This window comes from Hymenobacter sp. B81 (assembly GCF_044628455.1).
In the GTDB taxonomy this organism is placed as follows: Bacteria; Bacteroidota; Bacteroidia; order Cytophagales; family Hymenobacteraceae; genus Solirubrum.
Genome location: NZ_JBIYZW010000002.1, coordinates 473,019 through 490,216, shown reverse-complemented (window position 1 = coordinate 490,216; position 17,198 = coordinate 473,019). Strand labels below are relative to the sequence as shown.

The following is a 17,198-nucleotide window of genomic DNA, read 5'->3' as shown; positions in this document are numbered from 1 at the left end:
GCACTTTGCATAGTAAGCGGCGCCGATGATTAGCGGAGGCGGTCCATGGAGCGCACCAGCTTTTCGTCGGAGCGGATGAAGCGGTTGGCCAGCAGGTTGAGCAGCAAGGCCAGCGTGGGCAGGTAGAAGCCGGCCTCGAACTCGCCCGGAATCTTGAGGTTGAGCATCTGCTCGCCCTGGTTGAGGTAGTAGAAGCTGGCGCCCAGCGTGGCCATGATCAGCAGCAGGTTGAGGGCGCCGAGCTTGAGCTGGGTGAAGCGGTTGCGGTACTGGAAGATTTCGAACAGGGCCACGGCGGCCGACGCCAGGGCCAGCGCGCCCACGGGGTAGTTGGGCACCGGCGCCTGCACCGGGCTGCCGGTGAGGTTGGTCAGCGTCATGTGCCAGGCCGTCATGGTGAGCGTTTGGTTGCTGAGCGGGTCGGTTTTCGTCCAGACAGGCAGAAAGGCCACCCCGATCATGGCCAGGGCCAGCAGCAGCAGAAATACGCTTTGGATTCTTTGTATCATCTTTGTTGTTAGTGGCTGAGTCGGTCGGAATGCCCTGCGGCAGGGCCGGCAAAAGTAGCCAAAAGACTCTGGTAACCCGCATTTCAAGTAATGCCTGAAGCATATATCGTGGACGCCGTGCGCACGCCCGTGGGCAAGTTCGGCGGTGCCCTTAGTTCCGTTCGTCCCGACGACATGGCCGCGCACGTGCTGCGCGAGCTGCTGCGTCGCAATCCTTCCGTCGACCCCGCCTTCATTGAAGACGTGATAATGGGCGCCGCCAACCAGGCCGGCGAAGACAACCGCAACGTGGCCCGCATGGCCGCGCTGCTGGCCGGCCTGCCGCTGTCGGTGGGCGGCGTTACCGTCAACCGGCTCTGCGCCTCGGGCCTGCAAAGCATCATCGACGCCACCCGGGCCGTGCGCTCGGGCGACGGCGACGTATACCTGGCCGGCGGCACCGAGAGCATGACCCGTGCCCCGTTCGTGATGGCCAAGTCGGAAACCGCCTTCGGCCGCGACTTCACCGCCCACGATACCACCCTGGGCTGGCGCTTCGTGAACCCCAAGCTGGCCAAGCTGCACTACCCCTACAGCATGGGCGAAACCGCCGAAAACGTGGCCCGGCAGTACGGCATCAGCCGCGAGGAGCAGGACCAGTTCGCCTTCGACTCGCAGCGCAAGTACCAGAAAGCCTTCGAAAAGGGCCGCTTCCGCCGCGAAATCGTGCCGGTGTTCGTGGCCCAGCCCAAGAACGACGCCGTGCTCTTCGACACCGACGAGCACCCGCGCCTGACCACGCTCGAAAAGCTGGCCACCCTCAAGCCGGCCTTCGCACCCACGGGCGGCACCGTGACGGCCGGCAACTCCTCGGGCATCAACGACGGCGCAGCGGCTACCATGGTGGTGAGCGAAGACGCTCTGAAGCGCTTCAATCTCAAGCCGCTGGCCCGCGTGGTGTCGACGGCCGTAGCGGGCGTCGACCCGGCCGTGATGGGCTTGGGGCCGATTCCGGCTACCCGCAAAGCCCTGCAGCGCGCCGGCCTCACGGTGCAGGACCTGGGGTTGATCGAGCTCAACGAGGCGTTTGCCTCGCAGGGGCTGGCCTGCATGCGCGACCTGGAGCTGGACCCCAGCCGCGTGAACGTGAACGGCGGCTCCATTGCCATCGGCCACCCGCTGGGAGCCAGCGGCGCGCGCATCACGGCCACCCTGATTCACGAAATGCAGCGCCGCGACGACGTGCGCTACGGCCTGGCCACTATGTGCATCGGGGTCGGGCAGGGGGCGGCCATCATCTACGAAAAGCTGTAGTGGCCGCGGCCCCGGCTACCGATATCGGGCGGCCAGTGCTGCCCTTGCCGGTAGCCGGGGCCCGGCTGCGCCCCTTCGAGCCCGCCGACGCGCCGGCCCTGGCCCGCCACGCCAACGACCGTGGCATCTGGCGCAACCTGCGCGACCGGTTTCCGCACCCCTACGAGCTGCAGGACGCCGAGCGCTACATAGCTTTCGTGAGCAGCGCGGAGGGGCGGCAGCACGTGCACCTGTGCGTGGAAGTCGACGGCGAAGCGGCCGGCAGCATCAGCGTGTTGTTTCAAGCCGACATCGACCGGCGGGCCGCCGAAATCGGCTACTTCATCGGCCGCCCATACTGGGGGCGCGGCATTGCCACGGCGGCGGTGCGGGCGCTGAGCGCGTACGCGCTGGCCCACTTCGACCTGTGCCGGCTCTACGCCTCCGTATTTGCGTACAACCCCGCCTCGGCCCGCGTGCTCGAAAAGGCCGGCTACGCGTTCGAAGGCCGCCTGCGCCGCAGCGTCACCAAAGACGGCCAGACCGTGGACGGTCTGCTCTACGCCCTGGTGCCGGACAGTGCGCTGTAGCGGCGGCGCCGATAACTGCTTCGCATTCCTCACTCAGCCTTACTGCCTTGCGCTACTTTCTTGAGCTGGCTTACGACGGCACCCGCTACCACGGCTGGCAGGTGCAGCCCAACGCCCTGAGCGTGCAGCAGGAGCTGGACCGCTGCCTCTCGCAGGTGCTGCGCCAGCCCGTGCACACCCTGGGCAGCGGCCGCACCGACACGGGCGTGCACGCCAGCCACCAGGTAGCCCACTTCGACGCCGAGCTGCCCGCCCACCTCGACCCGACCACGCTGCTCTACCGCCTGAACCGCGCCCTGCCACCCGACATCGGTGCCCACGCCCTCACGCCGGTGCAGCCCACGGCCCACGCCCGCTTCGATGCGCTGGCCCGCAGCTACGAATACCACGTGACTTTGCGCCCCGACCCGTTCCGGGTCAACCAGGCGCTGTGGCTGGACAAGGCGCCCGACGTGGCAGGCATGAACGCGGCCGCCCAGTACCTGCTGGGCCAGCGCGACTTCACCAGCTTTTCCAAGACCAAGGGCGCCGAAACCCATTACGTGTGCTGGGTGCACGAAGCCGGCTGGCACCCCACGCCCCACGGCCTGGTGTTCCGCATTCGGGCCAACCGCTTCGTGAGGGGCATGGTGCGGCTGGTGGTGGGGACCCTGCTCGACGTGGGCCGAGGAAAGCTTACGCCTGCCGACTTCGCCGCGGTGCTGCACCGCCAGCAGCGCATTGCCGCCAGCGGCGCGGCGGCGGCGCACGGCCTGTTCCTGAGCCGGGTGGAATACGCGCCCGAAACCCTGCTGCCCGGCGCCGAGCCGGCCGGGCAACCGTTCTTCGTGACCGAAGCGGAGCTGGCGCCGCACTACTGGCAGCAGAAGCAGTAGCCGCCGGGGCGTTTTGGTCGTTAGCTCCGCCTGCGGCTGAAGTCAGAACGAGTCTGCGCCCTCGGCGGGCTAAACAACCTTAGCAACGGCTGTCCCCGCTTATTAAAAAGCGGGGGAGCTTGGGCGTAACTTGCGCGCCCGTTGGGCGGTTTAGTGCCGTACCCATTCTACTCCCGCCCTAACCCCCACCCGCTGCCCGTGGAATCTGCTGCGCCCGCCGCTACGGCCACCAAAACCGGCAACATCTTCGACTGGCAGGTGCTGCGCCGCCTGCTGGTGTACGTGCGGCCCTACCGCGGCGTGTTTGCCCTGCTCATCTTCCTGACGGTGGCCACGGCCGTGCTCGGTACCATTCGACCCTTCCTGATTCAGCAGATGGTGGACGTGCAGATTGCCGACGGCGACTGGCCCGGGCTCAACCGCATGTTTGCCTGGCTGCTGGCCTTGCTGGCGGCCCACACCGGCGTGAGCTACCTGCAGACCTACTACGGCGGCTGGCTGGGCCAGTACATCGTGCGCGACATTCGGGTGGACCTCTACCAGCACATCCTGAACCTGCGCCTGCAGTTCTTTGACCGCACGCCCATCGGGGTGCTGGTTACGCGCAACATCTCCGACGTGGAAACCCTTTCCGACGTGTTCAGCGAGGGGTTGGCGGCCATGATCGGCGACATTCTGCAGCTGGTGTTCATCACGGCCTTCATGTTCTACATCGACTGGCGGCTGACGCTGGTGAGCTTGTCGGTGATTCCGCCTTTGCTGCTGAGCACCTACGTGTTCAAGGAAAAGGTAAAGAAGTCGTTTCAGGAGGTGCGCACGGCCGTGGCCAACCTCAACGCCTTCGTGCAGGAACACCTGACGGGCATGAGCGTGGTGCAGATTTTCGGCAACGAGCAGCGGGAGTTCCGCAAGTTCGAGCAGCTCAACCAGGAGCACACCCGCGCCAACATCCGCTCGGTGCTCTACTACTCGGTTTACTTCCCGGTGGCCGAGGTGCTGGCCGCCATCGGCGTGGGGCTGCTGGTGTGGTACGCCGCCCAGGGCCAGATCGAGGGCAGCATCTCCAAGGGGGCGCTCATCGCCTTCATCATGTACAACTCGCTGTTTTTCCGGCCCATCCGCCAGATTGCCGACCGCTTCAACACCCTGCAGCTGGGGTTGGTGAGCACCGAGCGCTTGCTCAAGCTGCTCGACAGCAAGGAGTACATTGCCGACGAGGGCACGCGCCAGCCCGAGAGTTTGCGCGGGCAGGTGGAGTTCGACCACGTATGGTTTGCCTACAACACCCCGGAAGCCGGCACCGAGCCCGAGTGGGTGCTGCGCGACATCAGCTTCGCAGTGCAGCCGGGCCAGACGGTGGCGCTGGTGGGCGCTACCGGCGCGGGCAAAACCAGCATCATCAACCTGCTCTCCCGCTTCTACGATATTCAGCGCGGCCACATTAAGGTCGACGGCCACGACCTGCGCGAGTACGACCTGAAAGCGTTGCGCCGCCAGATCGGGGTGGTACTGCAGGACGTGTTCCTGTTCGCGGGCACCATCAAGGACAACATCACCCTGGGCAACCACGACATCAGCGAGGAGCAGATCTGGGAAGCGGCCGAGCTGGTGGGGGCGCGGCGGTTTATCGAGCGGCTGCCCGGCGGGCTGCACTACCCGGTGATGGAGCGCGGGGCCACGCTCTCGGTGGGCCAGCGCCAGCTCATCAGCTTCGTGCGGGCCATGGTCTACAACCCGCGCATCATCATTCTCGACGAGGCCACCTCGTCGGTCGACTCCGAAACCGAGGAGCTGATTCAGCAGGCCATCGAAAAGCTCATGCAGGGGCGCACCTCCCTGGTTATTGCCCACCGCCTGAGCACCATTCAGCGGGCCGACCGCATCATCGTGCTCGACCGCGGCGAAATCAAGGAAAGCGGTCCGCACGATGAGCTGCTGCGCCTCGGCGGCTACTACGCCCAGCTTTACCAAATGCAGTACCTCGTCAAGGAGCATTGATCATTTATCAAGCACCATTTCTCATTACTCTATACCAACTACTCACTACCCAATACCAGGTACTCCATACCAACTACTCACTTTCCGCCCACCTGGCATTTATCATTCGTCACGGACTATCCCCGCTGATAAATGATAAATGTTAAATGATAAATGACCATGTCCCGCTGGTTTCTCATCATCGGGGCCGCCCTGGCCCTAACTTTCGCCGCCGTCTACACTTGGCTGGGCGGCTTCCGCACGCCCGAAGTGGCGCTGGTTACCACGGCCCGCCCGGTGTTCGTGCTGGGGCAGTACTACTACGGCCTGCCCAACAACGATTTCGGCAAGCTGTTCAGCCAGGCCAACGAGCTGCAGCGCAGCGGCCGGGTGCGGGGCACGCTGGGCAACATCATCTACAACAACCCCCAGCAGGAGGGCGACTCGGTGCGGGCCTTCGTCGGGCTGGTGGTGGCCGACACCCTGCAGGCCCGGCCCGCCGGCTACCAGTACCGCACGTTTGCGGCCGGGCAGCGGGTGCTGCGGGCGCAAGTCGATGCCCACTTCATGCTGGCCGCGGGCCTGCTCTACCCGGCCGTGGAAAAGCAGGCCGCGGCCCAGCAGCTCAAGCTTCGCCACGTGTACCTGGAGCAGTTCCCGGCCGACGCGCCGGCCGAGGTGCTGGCCGTGCTGCAATAAAAAAAGCCCGCGGAAGTCTTCCGCGGGCTTTTTCATGACTGCGCTTCGGGCTTAGTTGCTGCCGAGGTAGAAGAAGGCTCCAATGGAGAGGTTGCGCAGGCCGAAGTTAGCATCGACGCCGCTTTCCTTGGTTTTGTAAGGCTGAAAGAAAGGGTTGTCGGTTTTGGTTTCGCCCTTCACGCTGTAGAAGCCCAGGTTGCCCAGGGTTAGCTCGAGGCCAAACTTGCGGGTCGGGAAAAACACGAAGCCCGGAGTAATGGCCGCGAAGCCGCCGCTCAGCTCGGTCGACTCATCGTACTCGTTTGGGCGGGAGGTGTCGTACTCGTCCTTGCTTTTTTGCAGGCCGGCCGCTAACTGACCGTAGAAGCCAGCCTTGCCCTCGTCGCCCACCATGTGGTAGTAGCGCACAAAGGGGCCAACCTGCGTGCGGCGCGCGGTTTCCTCAACCTTGTACTCCACCCCGCGCTGGTCAAATACCGGGCGGGTTGCCTTCTCGTTGTTCAGGTCGGCAAATACGCCCACGGCCAGGTTGTCGGCCAGGAAGTAGCCTACCTGCGGCGAGAAGCTGAAGCTCGATACTTTGACCTCAGAATCGGGAGCAGTGGAGCTGAAATCGGTTTCGTAGGTGCGGCTGGAGGCGCCCAGGCCGCCGCCCACCATAATGGTGCCGGCCGAAGTCTGGGCCTGGGCCGCGCCGGCCAGCAGCAGCAGCGCAGCGGGGAGGATATAGGTCTTCATGCGGAAAAGGTGATAGAAGGAAGTGAAAAGTGCATTTCGAACGCGAACATAGCGCGAGACGGTATGCCGGCGGCGGTTCGTGCGGGCCTGATGGGGCTAAGTGCCTCTGTCCAATGCCGATTAATTTGCCGGGGCCCCGGCCGAAAAGCCGAAAAGCCCGCCGAACCGAAGTTCAGCGGGCTTTTCGTTTCGTCGGAGTGGCAGGATTCGAACCTGCGACCTCCAGCACCCCATGCTGGCGCGATACCAGGCTACGCTACACCCCGAGCGGGGCGCCTTCGCTGGCGCGAAAGCAGCCTACATTGTCCAGGAAAACTCTCCGCCGCGAAGCGAAGGATTTACCTCCTGGTAGTCGGGGTGGCAGGATTCGAACCTACGGCCTCTACGTCCCGAACGTAGCGCGCTACCGGGCTGCGCTACACCCCGTTTTCGGACAATGTGGCTGCAAATGTACACGGCTTATCGACATTGGCGCAACCCAGGGGCCGCTATTTTTTTATTTCCAGGCAAAAAAGTTTGGTACGCCGCTTGCACAAAGGCCCGCGCCACGCTCAGCTTCGCTGCCCAACCCCCAAAATAGTTGGCGGCCGCGCCCCAGGAAATGGTATCTTGCGGCCTGACTTGCAGTTGGTTTACCTTATGAAAACGCTCGTCTTTCTTTCTCTGCTCATCGCCACCCCCGCGCTGGCCATTGCGCAGTCGGCTCCGGCTACCGCCACCTCGGCCCTGATCAGCGCCGACACGGCTAAGGCCAAGCTGGCCGGCCCGGCCACCACGTTCAGCCTCGAAGCCAACCGCGTAACCAACGCGCTGCGGGTGCGCACTAACGCCAAGGGCCCCATGCGCCTGGAAATCAACGACGCCGACGGCCGGCCGGTGTTCACCAAGGCCTTGTCGGCCACGGGCTCGGCCTTATCGGTTCCCCTGGGCAAGCTGCCCAGCGGCAGCTACGTGGTGCGCTGCACGGTGGGCGACAAAACCTACATGCGCCGCATGATGCTGGGCCAGTAGCCCCGCTGATTCGCTTATTTTAGCCTCCCGGCACCTGCTGCCGGGAGGCTTTTTGCGTTATGGCGGCTTTGCTTTCTTACTGGGAACACCAGACTTTCCTGCGCCGCGCCGACGTGGCCATCGTGGGCGCCGGCATCGTGGGCCTCACGGCGGCCATCTACCTGCGGCAGCGCCACCCCGGCGCGCGGGTACTGGTGCTCGAGCGCGACGCACTGCCCAACGGGGCCAGCACCAAGAACGCCGGCTTTGCCTGCTTCGGCAGCGTGTCGGAGCTGATCGAGCAGGAGCGGCGGGGCGGCCCGGCGGCGCTGCTGTCGGTGGTGCGCTACCGCTGGCAGGGCCTGCAGCGGCTGCGCGAGCTGCTGGGCGACGAGGCCACCGGCTACGCCGGGGTGGGAGGCTTCGAGCTGTTTCGCACCGCCGATGCCGCGCTGGCCGAAGAGTGCCGCCAGCAGCTCGACTACTACAACCAGCTGCTGGCGCCCGTCGTCGGCACCGCGGATATCTTCCGCGACGCCAGCCGCCGGCTGCCGGAGTACGGCTTTGCCGGCGTCGAAGCCATGCTGGAAAACCAGGCCGAGGGCACCATCGACACCGGCTGCATGATGGAAGCGCTGCTGCGCCGGGCCTGGCAGGAGGGTATCACGGTGCTGCACGGCCTGCCGGTACTGGGGCTGGAAAGCACGGCCGCCGGCGCCCGGCTGCGCACCCCGCTGGCCGAGCTCGAAGCCGACCGGGTACTGCTGGCCACCAACGCCTTCAGCCGGCAGTTTTTCCCGGAGCTCGACGTGGTACCCGGCCGCGGGCAGGTGCTGGTGACGGCACCCATTCCCGGCCTGCGCCTGCCCGGCTCATTTCACTACGACAAGGGCTACTACTACTTCCGGCAGGTGGGCCAGCGCCTGCTGCTGGGCGGCGGCCGCAACCTCGACTTCGCCGCCGAAGCCACCGCCGAACCGGGCCTCACGCCGCTGGTGCAGCAAAAGCTCGAAGAGCTGCTGCGCGAAGTGATTCTGCCTGGCCACCGGCCCGCCATCGACTACCGCTGGAGCGGGGTGATGGGCTTCGGCCAGGAGCTGGAGCCCTTCATCGGCGAGCTGGCGCCGGGCATCTACGGGGCGCTGCGCTGCAACGGCATGGGCGTGGCCATGGGCGCGCAAAGCGGCTGGCAAGCCGCAACATTGATCAATTAACATTTATCATTTATCAGGCCGGGGCGTGAGGTAATACCCGACCACATCGGCGCGCCAATCAGGGCGCATTAGGGCCCAGCTCGCGGAGAAGCCCGTCAGTCAACCATTGCCAAGGCAAATGGCCAGCTGATAAATGATAATTGATCAATGTTAAATGGCTACGCGTCTTCGCTTTGTAGTTGCCGCTCGTAGAGGGCGCGGTAGAGGCCGGCGGCGTCGGCCATCAGCTCGTCGTGGGTGCCGTGCTGCACGATGCGGCCGTCGTCGAGCACCAGGATGTGGTCGGCCAGCTTCACCGACGAGACGCGGTGCGAGATGATGAGGCTGGTGCGGTCCTGCATGATGCGCTGCAGGCTGTTCAGAATGACGTTTTCGGTTTTGGTGTCGACGGCCGAGAGCGAGTCGTCGAGGATGAGGATGCTGGGCTCCTTCACCAGGGCGCGGGCAATGCTTACCCGCTGCTTCTGCCCGCCCGAGAGCGTGATGCCCCGCTCGCCTACCTTGGTTTGGTAGCCCTCGGGGAAGCGCAGGATGTTTTCGTGCACGTTGGCGTCCTGGGCGGCCTGCACCATGCGCTCCTCGCTCAGGTTGTCGAGCCCGAAGCCGATGTTGCGGGCAATGGTGTCAGAAAACAGAAACACGTCCTGGGGCACGTAGCCGATCTGGCTGCGCAAGGAGTCGAGGGCGTAGTCGCGCACGTCCACCCCGTCGATCAGGATGCGGCCCTCGCTCACGTCGTAGAGGCGCAGAATGAGGTTGGCCACCGTGGACTTGCCCGAGCCGGTGTTGCCGATGACGGCCAGCGTGTGGCCCGGCTGAATGCGGAACGACACGTCCTGCAGGGCCCGGATGCCGGTGTCGGGGTAAGTGAACGAAACGCGGTCGAACACGATGTCGCCCTTGATGGGCTGCCGCAGGTTCTGGCGCGAGACGATGTCGGTTTGCTGGTGCAGAAACTCGTTGATGCGGGCCTGCGAGGCCTCGGCGCGCTGCACCAGGGAGCTGGTCCAGCCCAGGGCCGTGACGGGCCAGGTGAGCAGGTTCACGTAAATCAGGAACTCGGCAATGGTGCCCACCGTGATGGTGCCGCGAATCACTTCCTGCCCCCCGATCCACACCGTAACCAGCGTGCTGATGCCCACCAGAAACAAGATCAGCGGGAAAAACAGGGCGTTGACAAAGTTTAAATCCAGCGACTTGGCCTTGTAGGTGTCGGAGGCGGCGGTAAAGTTGCGGTGCGAGTCCTGCTCGCGCACGAAGGACTTGAGCACCCGGATGCCCGAAAAGGCCTCCTGCACGAAGGTGGTCATGCCCGAGAGGGCCCGCTGAATCTCGTCGGACTTGCGCTCGATGAGGTTGTTGACGTAGAAAATGCTGATGCTCAGGATGGGCAGCGGCAGCAGCGTGAGCAGGGTGAGCTTCACGTTCACCACCAGCATCAGGGGCACGATGAGCAGAAACAGAATGACCAGCTGCAGGAAGTACATAATAGCCGGCCCGATGTACATGCGCACCCGGCTCACGTCTTCGGAGATGCGCGCCATCAGGTCGCCGGTGCTGTGGCGGCGGTAGAAGGAGAGGGGCAGGGCCTGGTAGTGCTGGTAGATTTCGTTTTTCTGGTCGTTTTCGATGTGCCGCGACATGACGATGAGCGTCTGGCGCATGAAGAACAGAAACACGCCGCGCAGCAAGGCCATCAGGATGATGAGCCCGCCGTAGAGCACCAGGTTGCGGCCGAACAACTCGTAGAGCTCCTGCTGGGCCGAGGTGCCCTCGTAGAGGCGGTAGAGGGCAATGCCCTCCTGCACCAGGTCGAAGGCGTAGCGCACGATCTGGGCCGGGAAAATGGCCAGCAGGGTGCTCAAAGCCACGAACAGCACCCCGCCCAGGAAGTGCCATTTGTAGCGAAGCAGGTACTTATCGGTAGCGCGTAAGGCTCTCACGGCAGCGGGAATATCGGGGGGCTGGCCCGGGCCGAAGACCGGGTGCCAACGTGGTCGAAATGGGAAAAACGGGTTACCTTTGCGGCCGGTTTCGGGGGGTGCAAGTCTCCTGCGGCCAAAGGTACGGGGTAGTCGGTTGGGGTGCGGCGGTAGTAGTATCACCGGATAACCGTCCAGCTGCTATCCGGTTCCGCCCCCGTTCGCCCATCCAACCCCATTTCCCCAATCTTTTTCATTTCCCCGATGGTTGAGATTCAAGCCCTGCCCGAGACCAGCATCTTTGGCCAAATTGCCGAGCACCAGCACGAGCAGGTGGTGTACTGCCACGACCACGAAACCGGTCTGCGCGCCATTATCGGCATTCACAACACGGTGCTGGGCCCGGCCCTGGGCGGCACCCGCATGTGGCACTACGCCTCCGATGCGGAAGCCCTCAACGACGTGCTGCGCCTCTCGCGCGGCATGACCTACAAGGCCGCCATTTCGGGCCTGAACCTGGGCGGGGGCAAGGCCGTCATCATCGGCGACGCCAAAACCCAGAAAAACGAGGCGCTGCTGCGCAAGTTCGGCCGCTTCGTGCAGAACCTGAACGGCAAGTACATCACGGCCGAGGATGTGAACATGACCACCAAGGACATGGAGTACATCCGCATGGAAACCAAGCACGTAGCCGGCCTGCCCGAATCGATGGGCGGCTCGGGTGACCCGTCGCCGGTAACGGCCTACGGCACCTACATGGGCATGAAGGCCGCCGCCAAGAAAGCGTTCGGCTCCGACAGCCTCGCCGGCAAGCGCATTGCCGTGCAGGGCGTGGGCCACGTGGGCACCTACCTGCTGGAGTACCTGGTGAAGGAAGGCGCCGAAATTGTGCTGACCGACTACTACACCGAGCGCGCCGAGGAAGCCGCCGCCCGCTTCGGCGCCAAAGCCGTGGGCCTCGACGCCATCTACGACCAGGAGGTAGACATCTACTCGCCCTGCGCGCTGGGTGCCACCCTCAACGACGACACCCTCTCGCGCCTGAAGTGCCAGGTGGTGGCCGGCTGCGCCAACAACCAGCTCAAGGACGAGCACGTGCACGGCCCGGCCCTGGTGCAGAAAGGCATCATCTACGCCCCCGACTTCCTCATCAACGCCGGCGGCCTGATCAACGTGTACTCCGAAGTGGTGGGTACCAGCCGCCAGGGCGCCCTCACCCAGACCGAAAAGATTTACGACTACACCCTGCAGGTGCTCAACAAAGCCGAGCTGGAAGGCATGCACCCCCAGCAGGCTGCCACGCAGATTGCCAAGGAGCGCATCGCCGCCATCGGCAAGGTGAAGTCGACCTACTAATTGAGTTGCCAGTTGCGAGTTGCGAGTTGCCAGTTCCGGGGAAGTCGCCTTGCGCTTCTCCGGAACGACCAACTGGCAACTGGCAACTAACAACTGACAACTGAATACATGCTCAATCGTCGCACGCTTCGCATCAAGGTCATGCAGGCCCTGTACGCCTATGAACAGGCCATCGGGTCCGATTATTCGTTGGCACTCGACCGCATCAGCGACGCGTTTCAGCCCGACCTGAATTCCATGGTGCCGCAGGACAAGCGCCTGCTGCAGGGCCAGCAGAAAATGGCCGAGGCCTCGTTCCGCGAGTGGCACGCCGCCCACGTGGCCGGCAAAACGCCCGAGCTGGAGAAGTCGGACGACAAGGAAGTGCAGGACGCGGTGGACGACGCTACGCGCTACTACCAGAAGCAGGTGCAGAAGGAAAAAACCTTCTACATGAACCAGATGCTGCACGCCACCGAGAGCATCCACGATCAGTACCTGCACTTGCTGAACCTGCCCGCGGCGCTGCTGCAGGTACTCGAAGGCGAGAAGGGCCGCGAAGCCCGCCGCTTTACCGCCGCCACCGACACGCTGGACACCACCCGCCTGGAGCAGAATCCGGTGCTGCACAAGCTGGCTGCCAACAAGCAGCTGCAGGAGCAAACCATCCGGCGCACCCTGCAGTGGGCCGGCGAAGACGAGATGGACGCCCTGCGCCAGGCCTGGCGCACCGAGCTGCGCAACGACACCGAGCTGCGCAGCTACCTGGCCGGCGCCTCGGCCATCGAGGGCGCCGCGCCCGACTACGCTGCCGAGCAGGAGTTCCTCAAGTACCTCTACAAGACCTTCGTGTTCAAGGGCACGGTGCTGCCGGCGCGCCTGGAAGAAGACGATTTGAACTGGGAGGAAAACCGCTCCATCGTCAAGAACCTGGTGGTGAAGACGCTCAAGATGCTCGACGAAAGCGCCGACGAAAATCTGGAACTGCTGTCCCTGTCGGCCAACTGGAAGGAAGACAAGGAGTTTGCCGAAACCCTCTACCAGCAAACCCTGCAGGACGACGCCCGCTACGAGGAGCTGATTTCGGGCGCGGTGCAGAACTGGGACGTGGAGCGCGTGGCCCTGCTCGACAAGATCATCCTGAAGATGGCCCTCTGCGAGATGCACCTGTTCCGCTCGATTCCGGTGAAGGTGACCATCAACGAGTACATCGAAATCAGCAAGCTTTACAGCACGCCCAAAAGCAAGCAGTTCATCAACGGGATTCTGGATAAATTGGCGCAGGACCTGATGGCCAGCGGCGCAATCCGCAAATCGGGTCGCGGGTTGCTGGACAACCAGTAGCTTCGCGGCAGCAACCCCGGTGCGGCGCCTGCCGTTGTGCTGGTGGCGGGTCCCCAACTGCCTCTTTCCCCAACTGTTCTCCTTCCGCTTCTGCCCCTATGGCCAGCAAAACCACTACCGGCATTTTGTGCTTCGCAACCGGCGCCCTGGCCGGTGCCACGCTCGGCATTCTGTACGCGCCCGAAAAAGGCCGCGAAACCCGTAGCTGGCTGAGCTACAAGCTGGAGAAGTACCGCGAAATCCTGGCCGACCTGACCGAGGGCCTGGTCACCAGCCGCGTCGACGAAGGCCCGTCTTCGGCCCGCGCCGAGGGCCAGCGCGTCATTCGCGACGCCAAGGACAAGGCCGAGCAGCTGCTCGGCGACGTGGACCAGCTCATCAACCAGATCAACTCGCGCCGCACGACCCTGTAACCCGAATGTGCGGAATGTGGGAAATGTGTTGAATGTGTTGGGAGGTATCGAAAGACGCCCGCAGCACATTTGACACATTCTTCATTTCCACATTCCCCACACTTCCCACATTAACATATAGAATGCATACCATCACCCTCATTCCCGGCGACGGCATCGGGCCGGAAATCACCAAGGCCGTTCAGGACATCTTTGCCGCCGCCCAGGTGCCGGTGCAGTGGGAAGAGCAGAACGCGGGCCAGACGACCTTCGACCAGTCGGGCGAGCTGATTCCGCAGGCGCTGCTGGATTCGCTGGAGAAAAACCGCGTGGCCCTGAAAGGCCCCATCACTACCCCGGTGGGCAAGGGCTTCCGCTCCATCAACGTGACGCTGCGCCAGCAGTACGACCTGTACCAGAACCTGCGCCCGGCCAAGACGACCGAGGGCGTGCCCTCGCGCTACACCGGCGTGGACCTGGTGCTGTTCCGCGAAAACACGGAGGGCCTGTACTCGGGCCTGGAGATGTTCGACGAGCACCACGGCATCGGCGACTCCATTGCTCGGGTATCCATTGCCGGCGCCCGCAAAATCTGCCGCGCGGCCTTCGCCTACGCTGCCCAGCACGGCCGCAAAAAAGTAACCCTGGCCCACAAGGCCAACATCCTCAAGGTGCCCGGCAAGATCATGCTCGACGCCGCCCAGGAAGCGGCCCGCGAGTTTCCGCACATTCAGTACGAGGACAAGATCATCGACAACATGTGCATGCAGCTCGTGACCAAGCCCGAGCAGTTCGACGTGATTGTGACCACCAACCTGTTCGGCGACATTCTCTCCGACCTCTGCGCCGGCCTGGTGGGCGGCCTGGGCGTGGTGGCCGGTGCCAACATCGGCGACGACATGGCCATCTTCGAAGCCGTACACGGCTCGGCCCCCGACATTGCGGGCAAGGGCATTGCCAACCCCACGGCCCTACTGCGCTCGGGGCTGCTCATGCTCGAGCACCTGGGCGAGAAGGAGTACGCCGTGCGCATCGAAAAGGCCCTCAACGAGACGCTCTGCCACAAGGAGCAGTGCACCGGCGACCTGGGCGGCTCGGCCTCAACCCAGGAGTTTGCCCAGCACATCATCAGCAAGCTGCGCTAACCAAGCTGCCGGGCCCGGGGCCGCTGCCGACTAAAGCAGCGCTCCGGGCCCGGCCCGCGGTGGCTTCGGCGGAAAGCAAGCGCCGCCGCCCGGCAGTATGTATCTTTACCGGCAAACCCCGCCGCGACGCCGCAACGGGCGCCGCGGTTTTTCATTTTACCCCCACGCATGAAACGGACCTTGTTTTCGACGATGCTGGCCGCAGTGCTGCTGACCAGCGCCTGCCAGCAGGAGAAAAGTGAAGTCGGCGAAGCCGGCATGAACGTAGCCGCGGCCGAAGCGGCCGCCGCCAACCCGGTGGTGGACAACCCCAACGTGGCCAGCGAAACCGAAGCGCCCAACCCCAATGCCCCGGTGATGACCTTCACCGAGTCGGAGCACGACTTCAAGGACATTCCGGCCAACACCACGGTGGAGCACACCTTCGAGTTCACCAACACCGGCAAAACCCCGCTGCTGATTGAGAATGCCCAGGCGGCCTGCGGCTGCACCGTGCCCAGCTGGCCCAAAGAGCCCATTGCCCCCGGCATGAAGGGGCAGATCAAGGTGCAGTTCGACAGCCGCGGCAAAACCGGCATTCAGAACAAGCAGGTGACCATCCGGGCCAACACCCAGCCCAGCATCACCAACATTGCCATCCGCGGCAATGTGCTCAGCGACGGCGCCCAGGGCCCGGTTCAGGCTCAGTAGCCGGTCCGGCCACCCGCCGTTCGGCATGGTTGACCAAGCTCGGAAATGGCTGGTCGTTCTCGCAGCGCCGGAACGATCAGCCATTTTAACCATTCCGCCGGTCGACCGCCGCCGTTTCCATTTCCTTACCCACCTCCCCGCTCATGTTTCTGACTTTGCTTCTGCAGGCCCAGCCCGACAACAACCCCATGCAATACGTGATGCTGCTGGGCTTCGTGGCCGTGATGTACTTCTTTATGATCCGGCCCCAGCAAAAGCGCGCTGCCGACGCCAAAAAGCTGCGCGAAAGCCTGAGCAAAGGCTCGCAGGTAGTGACCATCGGCGGGCTGCACGGCCGCATCGTGGAGCTGAGCGAGGATAAGGTGACGCTGGAAGTCGACAAAGGCACCCGCCTGACCTTCGACCGCACCGCCATTGCCCGCCAGGCCGGTACCCCCGCCGCCAAGTCGGCGCCCGAAACCGCTGCGTAGCCCCGCCGCTCGTCGCGGTTCCCGTTACTCTTCCTTCGCTACCACCTCATGCCGCTGCAACGCGCCCGTACGCTGGTCCGCTGGTTTGTGCAGCCCCTGTCGGGGCCGGAGCGTAGCTTTTGGCGGGTGGTAACCAGCTGCCTGCTGGCGGCCGTGACCTTGTGGCTGCTTAATGCCCTCAACAAAACCTACACCACCCGCATCAGCTACCCCCTGCGCTGGACCTACGACGCCGACCACTTCATTCCGGTGCGTCCGCTCGACGAGGCCGTAGCCGTGCAGGTGACGGGCCGGGGCTGGAAGCTGCTGCGCAACACCCTGGGGCTGGAAGTGCGCCCCGCCGAGGTGGTGGTGCGCCGGCTGCCCATCAGCCGCTCGCTGCCGGCCTCGGCGCTGCGCCCGGCGCTGATCGGAACCATGGAGGGCCTGCAGCTGAACGCCATTCTCACCGACACCCTCTACTTCGAGTTCGACCGCCTCACCGAGCGCCGCCTGCAGCTGCGCCTGAGCCCGGCCTCCGACGGCTCGGCACTGCCCTTCGCGGCGCGCTTCGTGCCCGAGAGCGTGACCTTCCGCGGCCCAGCTACCACCCTTAATGCGTTGCCCAACCCGTACCCGGTGCACTTGCCGCAGGCGCCCGCGGGCAGCACCGAGGGCAGCATCATCGTGCCCATCGGCGGGCCGGCGCTGGTGCAGACCGATGTGGAGCAGGTGCGGGTGAAGCTGCAGCCGCGGCCGCTGCTTACGCGCACCCTGCCCGTGGTGCCCGAGCCGCGCAACTTCCCCGCCAACCGGCGCTTCTGGCTGCGGCCGGCCGCCGTGCCGGTGCAGGTGGAGTTTTTCGCCGAAGACAGCGCCCTGCTCGGCCCCGGCCAGGTCCGCGTGCTGCTCGACTACCGCCAGCTGCACCTGCCCGACTCTACTTTGCAGCCCGTGCTGATGCCCCTGCCGGCCCGGGTGCGCGGCGCCCGCATTCTCACGCCCACGGTGCGCTTTTCCACCGCCGAAGCCCTGCCCCCGGCCGATTCCTTGTAGT

General features: G+C 64.4%; 17 protein-coding genes and 2 tRNA genes. 14 read left to right on the top strand and 5 right to left on the bottom strand.

The features are described 5' to 3' along the window. Positions 1 to 29: 29 nt before the first annotated feature. Positions 30 to 509: a DUF4293 domain-containing protein gene (locus ACE191_RS13205; protein ID WP_400192702.1), complete on the bottom strand. Its 480-nt coding sequence runs from the start codon at positions 507 to 509 to the stop codon at positions 30 to 32. Positions 510 to 599: 90 nt separating this feature from the next. Between ACE191_RS13205 and ACE191_RS13200 the strand changes: the two genes are divergently transcribed. From ACE191_RS13200 to ACE191_RS13180, 5 genes are all read left to right on the top strand, one after another. Then, complete coding sequence (locus ACE191_RS13200; RefSeq protein ID WP_400192701.1) at positions 600 to 1,802, top strand: thiolase family protein; 1,203 nt, start codon at positions 600 to 602, stop codon at positions 1,800 to 1,802. A gap of 35 nt (positions 1,803 to 1,837) precedes the next feature. Beyond that, a complete protein-coding gene (locus tag ACE191_RS13195; protein WP_400192700.1) occupies positions 1,838 to 2,371 on the top strand; it encodes a GNAT family N-acetyltransferase in 534 nt (177 codons plus the stop codon). Between the two features lie 47 nt (positions 2,372 to 2,418). Beyond that, entirely contained in the window at positions 2,419 to 3,246 is an 828-nt protein-coding gene (truA, locus tag ACE191_RS13190) for a tRNA pseudouridine(38-40) synthase TruA (protein ID WP_400192699.1), read from the top strand. A 198-nt stretch (positions 3,247 to 3,444) separates the two neighbouring features. Continuing rightward, entirely contained in the window at positions 3,445 to 5,244 is a 1,800-nt protein-coding gene (locus ACE191_RS13185; protein WP_400192698.1) for an ABC transporter ATP-binding protein, read from the top strand. 159 nt (positions 5,245 to 5,403) lie between these two features. Then, on the top strand, positions 5,404 to 5,922 hold the full coding sequence (locus tag ACE191_RS13180) for a hypothetical protein (protein ID WP_400192697.1): 519 nt from the start codon (positions 5,404 to 5,406) through the stop codon (positions 5,920 to 5,922). 51 nt (positions 5,923 to 5,973) lie between these two features. Here ACE191_RS13180 and ACE191_RS13175 read toward each other — a convergent pair whose 3' ends face one another. The 3 genes from ACE191_RS13175 to ACE191_RS13165 all read right to left on the bottom strand — a co-directional run bounded on the left by ACE191_RS13175 (position 5,974) and on the right by ACE191_RS13165 (position 7,086). Beyond that, on the bottom strand, positions 5,974 to 6,660 hold the full coding sequence (locus ACE191_RS13175) for a hypothetical protein (RefSeq protein WP_400192696.1): 687 nt from the start codon (positions 6,658 to 6,660) through the stop codon (positions 5,974 to 5,976). Between the two features lie 192 nt (positions 6,661 to 6,852). Then, positions 6,853 to 6,926: transfer RNA gene (locus tag ACE191_RS13170), tRNA-Pro, on the bottom strand. A gap of 86 nt (positions 6,927 to 7,012) precedes the next feature. Then, positions 7,013 to 7,086, bottom strand: a tRNA-Pro gene (locus ACE191_RS13165). A 213-nt stretch (positions 7,087 to 7,299) separates the two neighbouring features. On the opposite strand from ACE191_RS13165, the gene ACE191_RS13160 reads away from it, so the two are divergent. Both ACE191_RS13160 and ACE191_RS13155 read left to right on the top strand, forming a co-directional pair. Further along, positions 7,300 to 7,671: a T9SS type A sorting domain-containing protein gene (locus ACE191_RS13160; RefSeq protein ID WP_400192695.1), complete on the top strand. Its 372-nt coding sequence runs from the start codon at positions 7,300 to 7,302 to the stop codon at positions 7,669 to 7,671. A 59-nt stretch (positions 7,672 to 7,730) separates the two neighbouring features. Next, positions 7,731 to 8,864: an NAD(P)/FAD-dependent oxidoreductase gene (locus tag ACE191_RS13155; protein ID WP_400192694.1), complete on the top strand. Its 1,134-nt coding sequence runs from the start codon at positions 7,731 to 7,733 to the stop codon at positions 8,862 to 8,864. A gap of 158 nt (positions 8,865 to 9,022) precedes the next feature. On the opposite strand, the gene ACE191_RS13150 is transcribed toward ACE191_RS13155, so the two are convergent. After that, a complete protein-coding gene (locus tag ACE191_RS13150; RefSeq protein ID WP_400192693.1) occupies positions 9,023 to 10,807 on the bottom strand; it encodes an ABC transporter ATP-binding protein in 1,785 nt (594 codons plus the stop codon). A 243-nt stretch (positions 10,808 to 11,050) separates the two neighbouring features. On the opposite strand from ACE191_RS13150, the gene ACE191_RS13145 reads away from it, so the two are divergent. The 7 genes from ACE191_RS13145 (at position 11,051) to ACE191_RS13115 (ending at position 17,197) form a co-directional block, all read left to right on the top strand. Further along, positions 11,051 to 12,142: a Glu/Leu/Phe/Val dehydrogenase dimerization domain-containing protein gene (locus tag ACE191_RS13145; RefSeq protein WP_400192692.1), complete on the top strand. Its 1,092-nt coding sequence runs from the start codon at positions 11,051 to 11,053 to the stop codon at positions 12,140 to 12,142. Between the two features lie 108 nt (positions 12,143 to 12,250). Next, a complete protein-coding gene (gene nusB, locus ACE191_RS13140) occupies positions 12,251 to 13,465 on the top strand; it encodes a transcription antitermination factor NusB (protein WP_400192691.1) in 1,215 nt (404 codons plus the stop codon). A 98-nt stretch (positions 13,466 to 13,563) separates the two neighbouring features. Continuing rightward, positions 13,564 to 13,878 (top strand): YtxH domain-containing protein, encoded by a 315-nt coding sequence (locus ACE191_RS13135; protein WP_400192690.1) that lies wholly within the window; start codon positions 13,564 to 13,566, stop codon positions 13,876 to 13,878. A 122-nt stretch (positions 13,879 to 14,000) separates the two neighbouring features. After that, positions 14,001 to 15,002, top strand: a complete 1,002-nt coding sequence (locus ACE191_RS13130; protein WP_400192689.1) for an isocitrate/isopropylmalate dehydrogenase family protein — start codon at positions 14,001 to 14,003, stop codon at positions 15,000 to 15,002. Between the two features lie 168 nt (positions 15,003 to 15,170). Beyond that, positions 15,171 to 15,692, top strand: coding sequence for a DUF1573 domain-containing protein (locus ACE191_RS13125; protein ID WP_400192688.1), 522 nt, complete (start codon positions 15,171 to 15,173; stop codon positions 15,690 to 15,692). 143 nt (positions 15,693 to 15,835) lie between these two features. Beyond that, positions 15,836 to 16,162, top strand: coding sequence for a preprotein translocase subunit YajC (gene yajC, locus ACE191_RS13120; protein ID WP_400192687.1), 327 nt, complete (start codon positions 15,836 to 15,838; stop codon positions 16,160 to 16,162). Positions 16,163 to 16,210: 48 nt separating this feature from the next. Beyond that, positions 16,211 to 17,197 (top strand): hypothetical protein, encoded by a 987-nt coding sequence (locus tag ACE191_RS13115; RefSeq protein ID WP_400192686.1) that lies wholly within the window; start codon positions 16,211 to 16,213, stop codon positions 17,195 to 17,197. Position 17,198: the final 1 nt, after the last annotated feature.

Coding starts and splice junctions, on each gene's coding strand:
- ACE191_RS13115 (WP_400192686.1), top strand. CDS start 16,211: ATGCCGCTGCAACGCGCCCGTACGCTGGTCCGCTGGTTTGTGCAGCCC.
- ACE191_RS13135 (WP_400192690.1), top strand. CDS start 13,564: ATGGCCAGCAAAACCACTACCGGCATTTTGTGCTTCGCAACCGGCGCC.
- ACE191_RS13175 (WP_400192696.1), bottom strand. CDS start 6,660: ATGAAGACCTATATCCTCCCCGCTGCGCTGCTGCTGCTGGCCGGCGCG.
- ACE191_RS13155 (WP_400192694.1), top strand. CDS start 7,731: ATGGCGGCTTTGCTTTCTTACTGGGAACACCAGACTTTCCTGCGCCGC.
- ACE191_RS13145 (WP_400192692.1), top strand. CDS start 11,051: ATGGTTGAGATTCAAGCCCTGCCCGAGACCAGCATCTTTGGCCAAATT.
- ACE191_RS13130 (WP_400192689.1), top strand. CDS start 14,001: ATGCATACCATCACCCTCATTCCCGGCGACGGCATCGGGCCGGAAATC.
- ACE191_RS13180 (WP_400192697.1), top strand. CDS start 5,404: ATGTCCCGCTGGTTTCTCATCATCGGGGCCGCCCTGGCCCTAACTTTC.
- ACE191_RS13200 (WP_400192701.1), top strand. CDS start 600: ATGCCTGAAGCATATATCGTGGACGCCGTGCGCACGCCCGTGGGCAAG.
- yajC (WP_400192687.1), top strand. CDS start 15,836: ATGTTTCTGACTTTGCTTCTGCAGGCCCAGCCCGACAACAACCCCATG.
- ACE191_RS13205 (WP_400192702.1), bottom strand. CDS start 509: ATGATACAAAGAATCCAAAGCGTATTTCTGCTGCTGCTGGCCCTGGCC.
- ACE191_RS13160 (WP_400192695.1), top strand. CDS start 7,300: ATGAAAACGCTCGTCTTTCTTTCTCTGCTCATCGCCACCCCCGCGCTG.
- ACE191_RS13125 (WP_400192688.1), top strand. CDS start 15,171: ATGAAACGGACCTTGTTTTCGACGATGCTGGCCGCAGTGCTGCTGACC.
- nusB (WP_400192691.1), top strand. CDS start 12,251: ATGCTCAATCGTCGCACGCTTCGCATCAAGGTCATGCAGGCCCTGTAC.